Raw genomic sequence first — 16574 nt, forward strand, 5'->3', positions numbered from 1 at the left:
CGGCGGTGAAATTAATGCGGCCAACGACGGCGCTCTGCGGAAAATTGCCGTATCGGGCCCCGGGGCCCCGCCCGCTGTTACTGATACATATGACGCTTCGCTACTTTCTGTTGCTGCTGGCCCCGCTGGGGGCCCGGGCCCAAACCGCCGCCCCGCCGCTGCCCGATACCGCCCGCACCGTGCGCCTGCCCGACGTGCCCGTGACCGGCTACGGCCAGCGGCTGCCGCTGCGCCGCACCGCCGCCGCCATTGGCGTCATTGACGCCCAGACGATTGACCGCTTCAACCCCGCCGCCCTCACCCAGGCCGTGAACACGCTGCCCGGCGTGCGGCTGGAGGAGCGCGCCACCGCCAGCTACCGCCTCAGCATCCGGGGCAGCACGCTGCGCTCGCCCTTCGGGGTGCGCAACGTGAAGACGTACTACAACGGCATTCCCTTCACCGACGCGGGCGGCACCACGCCGCTCAACCTGCTCGACCCCGCCATCATTGGCCGGCTGGAGGTGGTGAAGGGCCCCGGCGGCAGCGTGTACGGGGCCGGCACCGGCGGCGTGGCCTTGTTTGAAACGCCCGCCGTGGCCGCTGGCACCGCCCGCGCCAGTGCCGGGGCCACCGTGGGTAGCTACGGCCTGCTGCGCTACGGCGCTACCGCCGAAGCCGCGGGCCCCACCAGCGCCGTGCGCGCCCAGTACGCCCACCAGCAGCTCGACGGCTACCGCCAGCAAAGCAATTTGCGCCGCGACGTGCTGGCCCTCGACGCCCGCACCGCCGCCGGCGACAAAACCACCCTGGCCGCCCATTTTCTCTACACCGACATTAATTACCAGCTGCCCGGGGGCCTCACCCGGGCCCAGTTCGAGGCCGACCCGCGGCAGGCCCGGCCGGGCGCCGCCGCCGCGCCCGGCACCGTGGCCCAGCGCACGTTCTACGCCTCGCGCACGGCCCTGCTGGGCCTCACCCACACGTACCAGTTCTCGGATGCGCTGGGGCTCGAAACCACGCTCTACGGCAGCGGCACGGCCATTCGCACGCCGTACCTGGTTGACTACGAGCGCGACACCGGCCTGGGCCTGGGCGGGCGTACCGCCCTGCGCTACCGCACCGCGCTGGCCGGGCGCGTGCTGCGCCTGCAAGCCGGCGGCGAGTACCAGTTTGGCTTCGTGGACGGCCGCAGCTACGCCAACCTGGCCGGCACGCCCGGGGCCCTGCGCTACAACGACGAAATCACGACCACCACCGGCTTTGCCTTCGCGCAGGCCGACTACGAGTTGCCCGCCGGCCTGTTCCTGACGGTGGCCGCCAGCTACAACCGCCTGCACTACAACATCGAGCGCGTGAGCGACGCCCTCGCGCGGCCCGACGCCTACCGCTTCCAGCGCAGCTTCCGGCCCGAGGTGTCGCCCCGGGTGGCGCTGCTCAAGGAGTTCAGCCCCGCCGCCTCGGTCTACGCCAGCGTGAGCACTGGTTTCTCGCCGCCCACGGTGGAGGAGATCCGGCCCTCCGACGGCAGCCTGAACGGCGGCTTGCAGGCCGAGCGCGGCGTGAGCTACGAGGTGGGGGCCCGGGGCGGCTTCTTCGCCAACCGGCTGCGCTACGAGGTGGCCGTGTTCGATTTTGAGCTGCGCCAAACTATCACCAGCAGCACCACCGCCCAGGGCATCGCCGTGTTCAACAACGCCGGCGCTACCCACCAGCGCGGCGTGGAGGCCGGCCTCAGCGGCTGGTTGTGGCAGCCGGCGGACGCGCCGGGGGCCCCCGGCCAGGGCCCCCGCGGCCTGCGCGCCTGGGCCAGCTTTGCCTACAACAACTTCCGCTTCGGCAGCGCCTACGTGGGCGCGGGCGGCGATGCCAGCGGCAACCGCCTACCCGGCACGGCTCCCCAAACCCTCAGCGCGGGCCTCGATTTCAGCGAGCGCACCGGCTTCTACCTCAGCCCTAGCCTCGGCCATCAAGCCAGCATCCAGCTCAACGACGCCAACTCTGCCGCCGCCGCAGGCTACTGGGTGTACGGGGCCCGCGGCGGCTGGCGCCGCACCCTGGCCGGCCACCTGGCGGTCAACCTCTTCGCTGGCCTCGACAACGCCTTCGACCGCCGCTACAGCCTCGGCAACGACCTGAACGCCTTCGGAAACCGCTTCTTTCAGCCCGCGCCCGGCCGCAGCTACTACGGTGGGGCCCAGGTAGGCTGGGCCTGGTAGGGCGCCGAACAAAAGTTTACCAGATTAAGAGCATGACGGCCTATGTGGACAATGTCATTATATAAAAAGGGGCCCTGGCATAATTGCCAGGGCCCCTTTTTATATTAGTAAACTGCTGCCTATTTGGTCCCCTGCTCTTCGGGCAGGGTGAAAGCGCGGTCGCTGGGGTCGGTCAGCTCCTTGGGAAGCTCGTCGGGGTCCGACGATGTAAACTGGCCGTTTATGCGGTTGCTGATGGCCATTTCCTGCTCATCGTTGCGCAGCGAATCGTCCATCTCGTCGGCCATTTCCTGGCCCGATGAGTTGTTGTTGTCGAGCTGCTGGCCGTAGGTGGCCGCGTCGAGCATGGGGGTGGAGAGGCCGTTTTCTTCGGGCTGTTCCTGCTGGTTGGCGTCGGGGGTATTGGGGGACATAGGAGGCAAGTAAGAGGTGGTGGGGCCCCGGGCGCGGGGCCCCTAAGGCAAGGTGGTCAGCTTACAGGGTGTTGGCCGATTTATCAGCGTCGCGGGCGTTGCGCTCGGCTTTTTCGGGCGTTTCGTGGTAGGGTTCGTTGTTAGAGCCGCCACCGGCATAGCGCGGATCGTCTTTTGCCCACGCGGCGCGCAGCTCGTCGGTGTCGGCGCCGCTGGCTTCAGCTTGGGCCACGCCCTGCGGGTCCTGGTTTTGCATAATGTGGCCGGGCTGGTCTTCCAGCTTGTCGGGGTGGGCCTTGGCTTCTTCGTCGTCGCGGATTGCGCTGAACTCGTCGGGGTTGTCGTTCGCCCCGCTGCGGCCTTCCGGTTTGTCGGCGGTTAGGGCAGGGCCGGCGGGCTTCCCAAAATCGCCGTACTGGGGCGTCGCAGCGGCGTTTTTGGCAGAGTCGTTGGGGTTGAGGTGGGCCTCCTGCGCGCGCTCCCGCTGGTCAGGGGCCGGCGTGTTGGTGGAATCTTGCGTATCCATGGGAAAAGAAGAAGTATGCTGAATAAAGACCCAGCGGGTGGGAATTCTGCTCTGCTTACGCAATTCCGCCGCTGCCGTTCACGCGCCGCGCCCCAAACGCTACGTTTCCTGCTTTAAATCACAATCCTTCAATAGTTTCCCTCATGCCCATTCAACACGACTCCGCCGCCCACCGCTTCACTGCCACCCAAGCTGCTGGCACCGGCGAACTGGTGTACGAACTGCCCAAAACCGGCGTCATCGACTTCGTGCACACCTTCGTTGATGAGTCTTTGCGCGGCCAGGGCGTGGCCGACGAGCTGGCCCAGGCCGGCCTGGCCTACGCCCGCGCCCAGCACCTGAAGGCCCGCACCTCGTGCGAGTTCATGGCCGCCTTCGCCCAGCGCCACCACGCTGAATACGCCGACGTGCTGGCTGCTTAGGGCCCCCAGTATTTAATTTAATACAAAAAGAGGGCCCCGCCGGTAATCCGGCGGGGCCCTCTTTATTAACGGTGGCGAAGCAGCTTACTTGGTTGGCATCAGCACGGTGTCGATAACGTGAGTCACGCCGTTCGAGTCCATGATGTTGGGGATGGTAATAGTGGCCATACCGCCTTTGGCATCGGTCAGCATCACTTTCTTGCCTTTTTTCGACACAGTCAGGTTCTCGCCTTCCACGGTGGTCAGCGTCTGGCCGTCCTTCAGGTCGGCAGCCATGAGGTGGCCGGGCACCACGTGGTAAGTAAGGATGGTGGTGAGCTTGTCCTTCATGTCGGGCTGCACCAGCTTGTCCACCGTGCCGGCGGGCAGCTTGTCGAAGGCCGCGTTGGTCGGGGCAAATACCGTGAAAGGGCCGGCGCTTTTCAGCGTTTCCACTAGGCCGGCGGCTTTCACGGCCGCCACCAGCGTGGTGTGGTCGCTCGAGTTTACCGCGTTGTCTACGATGTCTTTATCGGGCGTCATCATGGCGCCGCCCACCATTACGCCTTGGCCCATGGCCATGCCTTTTTCACCCTTGCGGGGCTTGGTGGTAGCTTTCAGGCGGTCGCCGGCGTCGGTTTTGGCCTTTACCTTCATTTTGCCATCGTCGGCAACCTTGGTTTTGGTCATCACGCCGTCTTCCGTGGTCTTGGTTTTGTCGCCGCCGTCCGACACTTTGGTTTGGGCAAAAGCAGGAGCGGCAAAAGCGAAAGCGAGGCCGAGGGTGGCGAGGAAGTGTTTGGTGTTCATTAGAAAGAAAAGGGGTATAAAATCGGTGCCGCGCCAGGTGCGCGCCTGGGGCCCTATACGGCGCCCCGCGCGGTTTAGATTTGGCTGAACCGGGGGCCGCCCCCGGCGGGCCCGCTAATAACAGCGGCCGCCTCGGCGGCGTCAGCAAGGCGAAAAGCCGTTGTAAGGCAAAATGTCACTTGAATCGATGTGTGGGGCCCCGGCACTAGGTAGCTGCGTTGTAAACGGTAGAAAATCTGCCAACTACGACCCGTTGCTGCGGCGCTTTTCTCGGTGGCTATTGTGGCGGTTAGGTAGCGTATTGGGCGCTTTCGCAAAAATTTTCTAAACGTCTTTGGCCCAGGCCCGTTTAATAGGGCTAACTAACTTCTTGGAGGAAGTCAATCCTTTCTTCTTTTTATTACTTATCTGCCACAACCTACCCGGTTCATACCCGTCGTGTTACTGGTTGATCTTATTTAAAGGGCCACGGTAACGACTGTTAAAAGCCGTTTAACCTAAGCGTTAATTGGTAGATTAACATCTATTAATAAGCATAATTCTTCTGACAATAGTGATGCTATTACGTCACTTCTAGCTCCGATCACCGTACTTAATTAAAAATCTTTTTGCGCCGGTTACGCCGGTTCCAATTGGGTGCTAGCATACTTCCGCTTATTCTTCCACTTAAATAAAGCCTGCGCAAACACCTCGTAGCCCTTTTTTATGAAATCTCCCTGTTACAAAGCCGCCCTGTTGGGCGTAGGGCTGTTTGCTGCTGCCCCCCGGCTTCAAGCGCAAACTGCCGACCGCAAAACGGCCATCGGCCTGCACGCCAACGCCACGCAGTACCGCGGCGACTTAGGCGATGCCTTCTGGAAATGGGACAACATGCCCTACAGCGGCGGCCTCGACATTACGCAGTACGTTGGCCGCTGGCTCGACCTGAGGTTAGACTTGGACTACACGCGGCTGCGCTTCCCGCAAAATGGAGGTACGTTTAATAGCACTGGCCAGCGTTTCAAGGCCCAGATGTACCAGGCGGGCTTGGGCTTCAAGTTGAAGGCTCCTATTAAGGACAGCTTTTTCCTGCACCCGTATCTGTTGGTAGAGCCGCAATTCTCGTGGGTGCTGGCCGACCGCTACGCTACCCCCACGGGCCCCAACAACTTCAACCGCTTCGGCACCTTCGGCGGCCAGGTAGGCGGCGGTCTTGACTTTCACTTGGGTGAGTCGGCTACCTTCTACGTGCAAGCCACCCAAGCTTACTTGCAAGCCAGTGACGAACGCCTCGACGGGGTGAACAACAATGCCACGACGTTCTGGGACAAGCACGACCGTTACTTGCAGTTAACGGCGGGTGTGCGTGCCAACATTGGCAAGGCCAAGGACACCGACGGCGACGGTGTATCCGATAAGAAAGATAAGTGCCCCGACACGCCGACCGGCGTGAAAGTGGACCTCAACGGCTGCCCGCTTGACACGGACGGCGACGGTGTGCCCGACTACCAAGACAAGTGCCCCGACGTGAAGGGCCTGGCTGCCCTGCAAGGCTGCCCGGATGCCGACGGTGACGGCGTGGCCGACAACGACGACAAGTGCCCCAACACCCCCGCCGGCACCAAAGTGGACGCCAGCGGCTGCCCGCTTGACACGGACGGCGACGGCGTGGCCGATTACCTCGACAAGTGCCCCGATACCCCCGCTGGGGTGAAAGTGGACGCCACCGGCTGCCCGGTGGACACGGACGGCGACGGCGTGCCCGACTACCAGGACAAGTGCCCCGACCGTGCCGGCCCCGCCACCAACAAGGGCTGCCCCGAGATGAAGGCCGAAACCAAGAAGGTGCTCAACGAAGCCACGAAGTACATCAACTTCGACTTCAACAAGGCCACGCTGAAGCCCAGCTCGTTCCCCAAGCTGGAGCAGATGGTGCAGATCATGAACGAGTACCCCGACTACTCGCTCTCCATCGCGGGCCACACCGACAGCAAAGGCGACGACAACTACAACCTGCGCCTGAGCTACGAGCGCGCCGCCGCCGCCCGCAAGTACATGCTGAGCAAGGGCATTACCGCCGAGCGCATCGAGGCCCGTGGCTACGGCGAAACCAAGCCGATTGCGGACAACAAGACGGCCGCTGGCCAAGCCAAGAACCGCCGCGTGGACTTCGACCCCTACCTGACGGGCGAAACCAATGCCGCCGAGGCGAAGTACGGCGCCGCCCCCACCATCAGCGAGCTGAAGGCCGAAGGCAAGAAGCTGCCGGGCAAGAAAACGACCGGCACCGGCTCGCCCCGCAGCCGCAAGAAGAAGTAGGTAATCCCAATCGCCTGGGGCCTACCAATAGGTTCCAGGCGATTAGCACGGGGCCGGCTGCCGCAGTACGCAGCCAACCCTAACCAATAAAACCCGTCTCTGGGGCCCTTGCGGGCACCGGAGGCGGGTTTTGTGTTTTCAACGGGGCCCCAACTGAACGGCAAACAAGGCCTGCGCACTGCCCTGGGGCCCCCGCTGGTGCTTGAGCACTGCCGTAGCCTGGCACACTCGCAACCCAACCTGGCTACAATGGCGGAGTGGCTGTAAGTGTACCAGCCGGTGGCCGGGGCAGCGGGGCCCCAGCCACCGGCTGGTACTACCGTTCCTGCAAAGCAGCAAGCCGGCCAACTTCGGGCCCCTACTTCATTTGCTTCTAACCCGTTTTCTACATGACCATTCAGCCCAAAACCCCCGGCATCCACCACATTGCCCTGCGCTGCCTCGATTTTGCCCTCACCAAAGCGTTTTACCAGGACCTGCTGGGCTTCCCGATGGTGCTTGAAACGCCGGAGCTGATGGGCTGCCTCATCGGGCCCGTATTCGTGGGCTTCAAGCAAGCCGCGCCCGTGTACCCGGCCGATACCACCTTCACGCCCTTCAACATCGGCCTCGACCACATCGCCATGGCCTACGAAGACGCCGCCGAGCTGCACCGCGTCGCCGCCCTCCAAGCCGCCAGCGTAGAAAACACCGGCGTCAAAACCGACGCCGCCCTGCAAAAAGACTACGTGGCCTTCAAAGACCCCGACCGTATTTCCTGGGAGTTTTAATGGTTTGAGGTTGGGGTAAGGGCTATTTAAAATGTGTGATTTATGGGGCCCCCAACTAATAAATTAAGCCATGCATAAAACAGCCTATAAAAACGGCCCCGGAAACCTGCGTTTTCAGGTCGTTGGGGCGTCTACTATTACCATCCATATATAGGACCGTTTTTTGGATGCCTCCAAATAGTTAGTGTGGAACCTATTTATAAATACTGACTTTTATATAGTGCAGCCAGACTTTATTAACAATGGCGCGTTTCTTAATATGGGACAATTTACAAATTGCGTATCTACCAACAACGGAGGCGGTGGCTTCGTGACCACCAATCTTTTCTCAACGTTTGACAACTGCACTGCGGATGGCAATAACGGCCCGGGTTTCCTTGACCTTAGCGGTGAACCCGTCGAAAAGTTATTGAGCATGTTCCCCGTGATTCAGGAGCGCGCCCAAATGCTTAAGGCGGGACCTCGTCAGGATGAAACAATAGCATTGTTGACAGCTATTGAGAAGTCAATACGGAGCAAAAACGCTGAAGCAGGCTTCCTAGAAAAGTCATTTGCAAAGCTTCGTGAACTCACTATTGATTGGAGTACTGAGGAGGCTGCTAAGCTTATCTTTTTGTTTGCGACCCAATCGCCCAAGATTATTGATCTCTTACATAAAGCGGGGATTTTACTCAACGTAGCCAAATAAGTGGCCCGATGCGCGTCGCCATTTACGCCCGAATGTCGACGAAGACCAAGGGCCAAGACCCCGAGAACCAGTTGCACCATCTGCGGGCCTTTACTGAGCAGCACGGCACACTCTATTAGGCGCTCACCGACGAGGAAGTGGGCGGCAAGGCCAACCGCACCGTGTACAAGGACCGGCTACTAGAAGAAATTTGATAATTATCAAAAATAAAAAAGGGCCCCTCGCATCACTGCAAGGGGCCCTTTTTTCTTAGTGGTCGCGCTAGGAATCGAACCTAGATCAAGAGCTTCGGAAACTCTCATACTATCCGTTGTACGACGCGACCGGGTCTGGATAGGACTGCAAAAGTAGCCGCAAAACCCCCGGCTGCCAAACCGCCCGGGCAAATTGGCGGCCGGGGCCCCAAAATTCTGCCACAACCCTGGGCGGCAAAAGTCAGTTAACTACCCGTTAAACTGCCCTAAATCACACCCCATCCCATGGAATCCACCAAAAAGAATCTTTACACGGCCGACGCAACGGCTGTGGGCGGCCGCAGCGGCCACGTCCGTTCGTCCACTGGCATTGTCGACCTCGACATGTCGGTGCCCGAAGGGCTGGGCGGCAAAAAAGGCGCCACCAACCCCGAAGAGCTGTTTGCCGCCGGCTACTCGTCGTGCTTCCAGCAGGCGCTGCTCGTCATCGCCCAGCGCGCCGGCGACAAGCTCGACCCCGCCACCGAAGTGAAGTGCTCGGTCACGCTGTTCCAGGAAGGCGAAGGTTACGGCCTGTCGGCCGTGCTCGACATTGACCTGAAAGCGTTCGACCGCGACAAAACCATCGACATGGTGCGCCAGGCCCACAAAATCTGCCCGTACTCGGTGGGCACCCGCGGCAACATGGAAGTGGAGCTGAAAGTACAAGGCGAAGCCATTCCCGTGGCCCCGGAGGAAAACGCCGGCGTAGCCGAAAAAGGCGGCGTGGCCGCGTAAGCACCCAACTGCAAGAAAAGGCCCGCCTGAACGTTCAGGCGGGCCTTTTTGCGTTTATACGGTCTGTAGCTTGGACTGGTAGTCCGAGCGCGAGCGCAGCGAGCAGGTGGAACTGGACGATTCCACGCGCAAGATGCTCGCTGCGCTCGCGCTCGGACTACCAGTCCAAGCTACAGGACGCTTCTTAGCTGAAACCCAGCACCGGGTGCGGCTGGTAGGGCGCTTCGAAGCTTTTCATTTCCTCGTCGGTCAGCTTCACGTCCACGGCGGCTACGGCGTCTTCGAGGTGGCCGGGCTTGCTGGCCCCCACGATGGGCGCGGTGATGGCGGGGTTAGCCAGCACCCAGGCCAGGGCGATTTGGGCGTTGGGCAGGCCCCGGGCCTCCGCAATTTCCGTCACGCGGTCGGCCACCGCAAAATCGTCATCGCGGCCGTAAAGGCTCTTGCCGAAGGCGTCGGTTTTGGCGCGCTCGGTTTCGTTGCGCTGCTTGCCGCGGCCGCCCGTGAGCAGCCCCCGCGCCAGCGGCGACCACGGAATGACGCCGATTTTCTGGTCCTGGCACAGCGGCAGCATCTCGCGCTCCTCCTCGCGGTACACGAGGTTGTAGTGCGGCTGCATGCTCACGAAGCGCGTCCAGTTGTGCTTGTCGGCCAGGTACAGGGCCTGGGCAAATTGCCAGCTGTACATCGACGAGGCCCCGATGTAGCGCGCCTTGCCGGCCTTCACCACGTCGTGCAGCGCCTCAAGCGTCTCCTCGATGGGCGTGTGATAGTCCCAGCGGTGAATCTGGTAGAGGTCCACGTAATCAGTGCCCAAACGCTTTAAGCTGGCGTCGATGGCGCTCATAATATGCTTGCGCGAGAGGCCCTGGTCGTTGGGCCCGGGGCCCATCGGGTTGAACACCTTGGTGGCCAGCACCACCTCGTCGCGCTGGGCGAAGTCGCGCAGGGCCCGGCCCACCACTTCCTCGCTGGCGCCGTTGCTGTACACATCGGCCGTGTCGAAGAAGTTGATACCCAACTCCAGCGCTTTCTGAATGAACGGGCGGCTGGCGTCCTCTCCCAGGGCCCAGGGCCAGCGTTCGGTGGGCGTGCCATAAGTCATGGTGCCGAGGCAAATTTTGGAAACTTGCAAGCCAGTGTTTCCCAAGCGGGTGAATTCCATGGGGCAAAATGGGAGAGGGTGGTTGGAAAGTTGTAGCGGGTTACGAGGCTGTTATTTATAAAGTCGTTCGCTATAAAGCCGTCATGCAGAGCGCAGCGAAGCATCTTTCCCGCGTAACTAACCTTAATCGATTGGATTGCTTGCGCGGGAAAGATGCTTCGCTGCGCTCTGCATGACGTTCTTCTGCGTGACAGACGGCATAAAACTGCTTGTCATAAACCCAAAAAAGCCCGCCTGGGTTACCAGGCGGGCTTTTTTAAATGTAAACAGCGGCGAAGGCTATGCTTCGGCCAGCACTTCTTTCACGCGGGCGGCGGCGTCTTTCAGCAGCGTGGCCGACTTCACTTGCAGGCCGCTCTCGTCGATGATGCGGGCGCCTTCCTCGGCATTGGTGCCTTGCAGGCGCACGATGATGGGCACGCGGATGTCGCCGATTTTCTTGTAGGCTTCCACCACGCCGTTGGCCACCCGGTCGCAGCGCACGATGCCGCCGAAGATGTTGATGAGAATCGCCTTCACGTTCGGGTCCTTCAGGATGATGCGGAAGCCGGCTTCCACCGTCTGGGCGTTGGCTCCACCCCCCACGTCGAGGAAGTTGGCCGGCTCGCCGCCGCTCAGCTTGATGATGTCCATGGTGGCCATGGCCAGGCCGGCGCCGTTCACCATGCAGCCCACGTTGCCGTCGAGCTTCACGTAGTTCAGGTTCGAAGCCGAGGCTTCCACTTCCAAGGGGTCTTCCTCGTTGAGGTCGCGCAGGGCCACAAAATCCTTGTGGCGGTACAGGGCGTTCTCATCGAGCGTCACCTTGGCGTCCACGGCCAGGATTTTGTTGTCCGACGTTTTCAGCACCGGGTTAATCTCGAACATGCTGGAATCGGTCTCGTCGTAGGCCTTGTACAGGGCCGTTACGAACTTCACCATCTCCTTGTGCGCCTCACCCGAGAGACCGAGGCCAAAGGCGATTTTGCGGGCCTGGAAGCCCTGCAAGCCCACGGCGGGGTCGATGAATTCCTTGAGGATTTTCTCGGGGTGCGACTCGGCCACCTCCTCGATGTCCATGCCGCCCTCGGTGGTGTAAATGATGACGTTTTTGCCGCTGGTGCGGTCCAGCAATACGCTGATGTAGAACTCCTTGGTGGGGGTTTCGCCGGGGTAGTACACGTCCTGGGCGATGAGCACCTTGTGCACTTTGCGGCCCTCGGGGCCCGTCTGCTTGGTGATGAGCTGCATCCCGAGGATGTTGCCGGCCACTTCCTTCACCTGGTCGAGGTTCTTGGCCAGCTTCACGCCGCCCCCTTTGCCCCGGCCCCCGGCGTGGATTTGTGCCTTGATGACGTACCAGCTGGTGCCGGTGTCGGCGGTCAGTTTCTCGGCGGCGGCCACGGCTTCCTCGGCCGTGTCGGCCGTGATGCCTTCCTGGACGCGGACGCCGTACTTCTTCAAAATTTCTTTGCCCTGATACTCGTGGATGTTCATGCGGGGAGGGGTCGGGTTGGTTTACGTGCGGCGAAGGTACGGTGCGCGGCCGCAAGGTGGCGGGCAAAATTTGGATGGGGCCCCGGCCGCAGCGGCTACCACTTCGGGGGCTCCGGGCCGCCGCTGGGGCCCCAGGCCGCCGCGACGGCACCATATAATAATGTGTGGCGCCCCGCGCCTGGCCCGGCCGGTCCATGCCAACCGCCGGCTACCTTTGTTATGCACCCCGTTACCGCCCCGTTTTGCTCCAAGCCATCAACGTCCGCAAAAGCTACCAGTCGCTGGAAGTCCTCAAAGGCATTAACCTCACCATCGAGAAGTCGGAAATCGTGAGCATCGTGGGCTCGTCGGGGGCCGGCAAGAGCACGCTGCTGCACATTTTGGGCACGCTCGATAATCCCGATTCGGGCGAAGTGCTCTTCGACGGGGCCTCGGTGAGCAGCCTGGGGCGCAACGACCTGGCGCGGTTCCGCAACCGCCACATCGGGTTCATCTTCCAGTTTCATAATTTACTGCCCGAGTTCACAGCCCTTGAAAACGTGTGCCTGCCCGCCTACCTGGCCGGCCGCTCGGAGAAGGAAGTGCGCGTGCGGGCCCGCGAGCTGCTCGGCATGATGAACATGGAGTTCCGGGCTGACCACAAGCCCAGCGAGATGAGCGGCGGCGAGCAGCAGCGCGTGTCGGTGGCCCGCGCCCTCATAAACTCGCCCGAAATCATCTTCGCCGACGAGCCCAGCGGCAACCTCGACACCAAGAACGCCCAGGAGCTGCACCAGATTTTCTTCCTGCTGCGCAAGGAGCTCGACCAAACCTTCGTCATCGTGACGCACAACGAGCAGCTGGCCGACATGGCCGACCGCAAAATCGTGATGCGCGACGGCTACGTGCTGGAGGAATAGGGGCCCCAGAGCAGGTTTCCAGGTTATTATAAGGTTGTCATAAAACGGGGTGGTCCGGCGATTTTTTCCGTCGTCGGACCACTCTTACGATACCCCGGAGTCGCCTTTCTTTTAGTAAGAGTGGCCCAACGAAGCTCTTCGGGCAATTCGCCGGACCACCCCGTTTTGGACCACCGCCCCGCAGGACCAGTGCCGATGCTTGGGGCCCCGTTGGTAGTAGAAAGTAATGGGTCGACTAAAGAATTAGTCCGGCTAACCGAATTAGATTATGTCCTTAGCGCGTGTAAAATCATTAACGTATATAACTTACTAATAATCAGTAATAAAATTTACTAAAAATTCTGGCTTTTCTGGCACGATTTGGGCAATGGGGCGGTTATACATCCGAACACTAAAATGGATTTAAGACCCATAACCCCTACCGCCATGACCACCGACGCCACCAAGACCACCAAGGAAACACCGCTCAAGAAGGTGAAAGCCGAGAGCTTTGACATTGCGCGCTCCGACGAGACGCTGGATTTGGCCAAGGACCTGGCCAAGTTCATTAAGGACAACAAGCTCACCACCAACGTGCAGGGCAAGGAGTTCGTGAACGTGGAGGGCTGGCAGTACGCCGGCTCGCGCCTGGGCATCGTGCCCATCGTGGAGCACGTCATCAACGTGAGCAGCGAAACCGAAATGAAGTACCAGGCCAAAGTGACGCTCTACGACCTGCGCCACGGCGTGACGGTGGGCGCCGGCTTCGCGGTGTGCTCGAACAAGGAGAGCGGTAAGAAATTCTACCAGGAGTTTGCCATCATGAGCATGGCCCAGACCCGCGCCATCGGGAAAGCCTACCGCAACATCCTGGCCTGGATAATCCGCGCCGCCGGCTACGAGCCCACCCCGGCCGAGGAAATGGACTACAACACGAACGCGCCGCAAGCCGTGGCCCCCGCTGCGCCGGCTCCAGTCGCCGCGGCTGATCCTGTCGTTGCCGCTATGCAAGTAGTGCCGGCCGATGCGCTCGCCGCTGGGGCCCCCGCGGCTCCGGCCCCAGTGCAGTATGCCACCGCGGCGCACAAAGAGGAAATCATCCGCTTGCTGAACCACCCGGTTATCACCCGCCAGGAGAAAACCAAGATGTTGCTCAACATCAACCGCTTGGATGAGGAGCGCGCCATCCAGGCCATTGCCAAGCTCGGCAACGCCATCGACGAGCGCGAGAACGGCGGCCACAAAGCCGCTGCTTAGCTTGCCATCGCGCGGACTCGGTTAGTCTGCGCCTTTCGCTTCGTTCTGCCGACTAAATCGTGCAGCAACTGTTCAACCGCGTGGACTCGCAGCGTCCACGCTACATTCAAAAAGCCCGGTACTGTGAGGTGCCGGGCTTTTTTGTGGGTAATTTCGTCCATGCCCGAGCCCGTTGCCCATACCGAACCCCTGACGCTGTTGCGCGAGTTTTGGGGCCACGCGGCGTTCCGTCCGGGGCAGGCGGAAATCATCCAATCGGTGCTGGATGGGCACGACACGCTGGCGCTGCTGCCCACCGGCGGCGGCAAAAGCGTGTGCTTCCAGGTGCCGGCGCTGGCCCGGCCGGGGCTGTGTTTGGTGGTGTCGCCGCTGATTGCCCTGATGAAAGACCAGGTGGACGGCCTGCGCCGCCGGGGCATCAAAGCCGAAGCCATTTACGCCGGCATGAGCGCCCAGGAAATCGACCACACGCTGGACAACTGCGTGTATGGCCGCGAGGTCAAGTTTCTGTACGTGAGCCCCGAGCGGCTACTTACTGACATCTTCCGGGTGCGGGTGGCCAAGATGCCGGTGAGCCTGCTGGCCGTGGACGAAGCGCACTGCGTGTCGCAGTGGGGCTACGATTTCCGGCCGCCCTACCTGCGCATTGCCGAGCTGCGGGGCCTGCTGGCGCCGGGCGTGCCGGTGGTGGCCCTCACGGCCACGGCTACCCGGCAAGTGCGCGACGACATTGTGGAAAAGCTGCTGTTTCGGCCCGGCCACGGCGTGTTTCAGCAGAGCTTTTTGCGGCCCAAGCTCTCGTACTCGGTGCTGCCGACGGAGGACAAATTGCGCCGCCTGCTGGAAGTGCTGCGCGGCGTGGGCCCCGGCAAAACCGGCATCGTGTACGCCCGCACCCGCCGCCAAACCGAGGACACCGCCACCTATTTGCAGCAAAACAAATTGCCCGCCGCCGCCTACCACGCCGGCCTGGGCCCCGAGCGCCGCACCAAGGTGCAGCAAGACTGGCTGAATGATAAAACGCGCATCATCGTGGCCACCAACGCCTTCGGGATGGGCATCGACAAGCCCGACGTGCGCGTGGTGGCCCACCTCGACGCGCCCGACACGCTGGAGGCCTACTACCAGGAGGCCGGCCGCGCCGGGCGCGACGGCCGCTACGCCTTCGCCGTGCTGCTGGCGGGGCCCCACGACGGGCCGGAAATGCGCCGCCGCACCGGCCTGGCCTTTCCGCCGCTCGACACGGTGCGGCGCGTGTACCAGGCGCTGGCCAACTACTCGCGCACGGCGGCGGGCGGCGGCGAGCTGGCCCCGTTCGATTTCGACCTGGGGCAGTTCGCCGAAACCTACCGCATCCGCGCCGTGGACGCGCACAACGCCTTGAAAATTCTGCAGCGCGAGGGCTTTATCCAGCTGAATGAAGCCGTGAACAACCCGGCGCGGGTGCACATCGTCACCAATAACCACGATTTGTACGCCTTCCAGGTAGCCAATGCCGAGCACGATCTGCTCATTAAGGCGCTGCTGCGGCTGCACGGCGGCGAGCTGTTCGCGGGCTTCCAAACCGTATCGGAGCAGGGGCTGGCCAACCAGGTGCGGCGCAGCCTGGTGGAGGTGCAGCACCAGCTGCGTTACTTGCACGGGGCCGGCGTGCTGCACTACCAGCCGCGGCACGAGGCCCCGCAAGCCATGTTCATGACCCCGCGCCACGACGCCGCTAAGCTGCCCCTCGACCAGCGCCGCCTCGAAGCCGCCCGGGCCCTGGCCGAGGAAAAAACTGCCGCCACCATCAGTTACCTCAGCGGCACGCGCTGCCGCCAGCAGCTGCTGCTCATGTACTTCGACGAGGCCAACTCGCCCCGCTGCGGGGTGTGCGACGTGTGCCTGGCCGCCAAAAAAGCCGCCCAGGGCCCCGTGGCCACCGCCGGCCTGCGCGAGCAACTGGTGCAGCGCTTGGCCCAGCAGGCGCAAACGCCCCGCGAGGTGGTGGCCGCCTTCGCCCCCGCCCAGGCCGACGAGGTGAAGGCCACCCTGCGCGAATTGGTGGACGCCGGGGCCCTGCGCTACGAGGCCGACGGGCAGCTGCGCCCATCGAAGTAACGCGCTATTGGTAAGCTTGTAAATCGGTCAAATACAGCCCCAGCGGGGCGGTCCATCGGTAGTTCTAGCAAGGGAAAAAAGCGAAAGCCCCAGCGGGGCGGCCCAATCGTTGGGTCGCCCCGCTGGAGCTTTAAAAATACTTGAAGTGCGTTTGCCTACCGATGGGTTGCCCCGCTGGGGCTTTAAAAAATACCTGGCGCACGTTTAGCTACCGATGGGCCGCCCCGCCGGGGCTGAGCTGGTGGACTGAGTCCTACGCCTGGTAGCCCATGATGCCGCCCAGCAGGTTGCGCACGTTGGTAAAACCTTGCTGCTTCAAATAGGCCGCCGCTGAAGCCGAGCGGGCGCCGCTTTTGCAGTGCACGATGACCTCTTGGTCCTTAAGGTCTTCCAGGTCGTCGAGCTTAGTGGGCAGCGAGTTGAGCGGGATATTTTGGGCCCCGGGGATGCGGGTTTCCTCAAATTCCCAGGGCTCGCGCACATCGATGATGGTGGGGGTTTCGCCGGCTTGCTGGCGTTGCTTTAGCTCGTCGGAAGTGATGTCGGCCATGAGGTTCGGGGAAATAAATAGTCAGTGAAAATATGTTGAGCCAGGGGTGAAAGGTTGAAACTAAAACGGTTTG

General features: G+C 61.9%; 15 protein-coding genes and 1 tRNA gene. 9 read left to right on the forward strand and 7 right to left on the reverse strand.

The window, feature by feature from the left end:
* Window positions 1-89: 89 nt before the first annotated feature.
* Window positions 90-2198, forward strand: coding sequence for a TonB-dependent receptor family protein (locus AXW84_RS06490; RefSeq protein WP_068230280.1), 2109 nt, complete (start codon window positions 90-92; stop codon window positions 2196-2198).
* 119 nt (window positions 2199-2317) lie between these two features.
* Here AXW84_RS06490 and AXW84_RS06495 read toward each other — a convergent pair whose 3' ends face one another.
* Complete coding sequence (locus AXW84_RS06495; RefSeq protein ID WP_068230283.1) at window positions 2318-2611, reverse strand: hypothetical protein; 294 nt, start codon at window positions 2609-2611, stop codon at window positions 2318-2320.
* A 61-nt stretch (window positions 2612-2672) separates the two neighbouring features.
* A complete protein-coding gene (locus AXW84_RS06500; RefSeq protein WP_068230286.1) occupies window positions 2673-3137 on the reverse strand; it encodes a hypothetical protein in 465 nt (154 codons plus the stop codon).
* Window positions 3138-3280: 143 nt separating this feature from the next.
* On the opposite strand from AXW84_RS06500, the gene AXW84_RS06505 reads away from it, so the two are divergent.
* Window positions 3281-3559 carry a GNAT family N-acetyltransferase gene (locus AXW84_RS06505; RefSeq protein ID WP_068230289.1) on the forward strand — a complete coding sequence of 93 codons (279 nt, stop codon included), beginning with the start codon at window positions 3281-3283 and terminating at the stop codon, window positions 3557-3559.
* 84 nt (window positions 3560-3643) lie between these two features.
* On the opposite strand, the gene AXW84_RS06510 is transcribed toward AXW84_RS06505, so the two are convergent.
* Entirely contained in the window at window positions 3644-4120 is a 477-nt protein-coding gene (locus AXW84_RS06510; protein ID WP_236943325.1) for a fasciclin domain-containing protein, read from the reverse strand.
* A gap of 933 nt (window positions 4121-5053) precedes the next feature.
* Between AXW84_RS06510 and AXW84_RS06515 the strand changes: the two genes are divergently transcribed.
* From AXW84_RS06515 to AXW84_RS06525, 3 genes are all read left to right on the forward strand, one after another.
* Entirely contained in the window at window positions 5054-6646 is a 1593-nt protein-coding gene (locus AXW84_RS06515) for an OmpA family protein (RefSeq protein ID WP_068230292.1), read from the forward strand.
* Between the two features lie 389 nt (window positions 6647-7035).
* Window positions 7036-7416 carry a VOC family protein gene (locus AXW84_RS06520; protein ID WP_068230295.1) on the forward strand — a complete coding sequence of 127 codons (381 nt, stop codon included), beginning with the start codon at window positions 7036-7038 and terminating at the stop codon, window positions 7414-7416.
* 220 nt (window positions 7417-7636) lie between these two features.
* On the forward strand, window positions 7637-8104 hold the full coding sequence (locus AXW84_RS06525) for a hypothetical protein (protein WP_157886855.1): 468 nt from the start codon (window positions 7637-7639) through the stop codon (window positions 8102-8104).
* Window positions 8105-8357: 253 nt separating this feature from the next.
* On the opposite strand, the gene AXW84_RS06530 is transcribed toward AXW84_RS06525, so the two are convergent.
* Window positions 8358-8429 (reverse strand) — tRNA-Arg (locus tag AXW84_RS06530).
* A 154-nt stretch (window positions 8430-8583) separates the two neighbouring features.
* Between AXW84_RS06530 and AXW84_RS06535 the strand changes: the two genes are divergently transcribed.
* Window positions 8584-9075, forward strand: coding sequence for an Ohr family peroxiredoxin (locus tag AXW84_RS06535; protein WP_071891059.1), 492 nt, complete (start codon window positions 8584-8586; stop codon window positions 9073-9075).
* A 184-nt stretch (window positions 9076-9259) separates the two neighbouring features.
* On the opposite strand, the gene AXW84_RS06540 is transcribed toward AXW84_RS06535, so the two are convergent.
* Together AXW84_RS06540 and sucC are read right to left on the reverse strand one after the other, a co-directional pair.
* Window positions 9260-10240, reverse strand: coding sequence for an aldo/keto reductase (locus AXW84_RS06540; protein WP_068230301.1), 981 nt, complete (start codon window positions 10238-10240; stop codon window positions 9260-9262).
* Between the two features lie 279 nt (window positions 10241-10519).
* Window positions 10520-11716 (reverse strand): ADP-forming succinate--CoA ligase subunit beta, encoded by a 1197-nt coding sequence (sucC, locus tag AXW84_RS06545; protein ID WP_068230302.1) that lies wholly within the window; start codon window positions 11714-11716, stop codon window positions 10520-10522.
* A gap of 242 nt (window positions 11717-11958) precedes the next feature.
* Here sucC and AXW84_RS06550 point away from each other — a divergent pair, with 242 nt between their 5' ends.
* The 3 genes from AXW84_RS06550 (at window position 11959) to AXW84_RS06560 (ending at window position 15951) form a co-directional block, all read left to right on the forward strand.
* Window positions 11959-12615: an ABC transporter ATP-binding protein gene (locus tag AXW84_RS06550; protein ID WP_068230303.1), complete on the forward strand. Its 657-nt coding sequence runs from the start codon at window positions 11959-11961 to the stop codon at window positions 12613-12615.
* Between the two features lie 426 nt (window positions 12616-13041).
* On the forward strand, window positions 13042-13851 hold the full coding sequence (locus AXW84_RS06555; protein WP_068230304.1) for a hypothetical protein: 810 nt from the start codon (window positions 13042-13044) through the stop codon (window positions 13849-13851).
* Window positions 13852-14010: 159 nt separating this feature from the next.
* Entirely contained in the window at window positions 14011-15951 is a 1941-nt protein-coding gene (locus AXW84_RS06560) for a RecQ family ATP-dependent DNA helicase (protein ID WP_068230308.1), read from the forward strand.
* A gap of 253 nt (window positions 15952-16204) precedes the next feature.
* Here the strand turns inward: AXW84_RS06560 and AXW84_RS06565 are convergent, their stop codons facing one another.
* Window positions 16205-16501, reverse strand: coding sequence for a rhodanese-like domain-containing protein (locus AXW84_RS06565; protein WP_068230311.1), 297 nt, complete (start codon window positions 16499-16501; stop codon window positions 16205-16207).
* Window positions 16502-16574 lie beyond the last annotated feature (73 nt).

It is taken from the genome of Hymenobacter sp. PAMC 26628 (assembly GCF_001562275.1).
In the GTDB taxonomy this organism is placed as follows: Bacteria; Bacteroidota; Bacteroidia; order Cytophagales; family Hymenobacteraceae; genus Hymenobacter.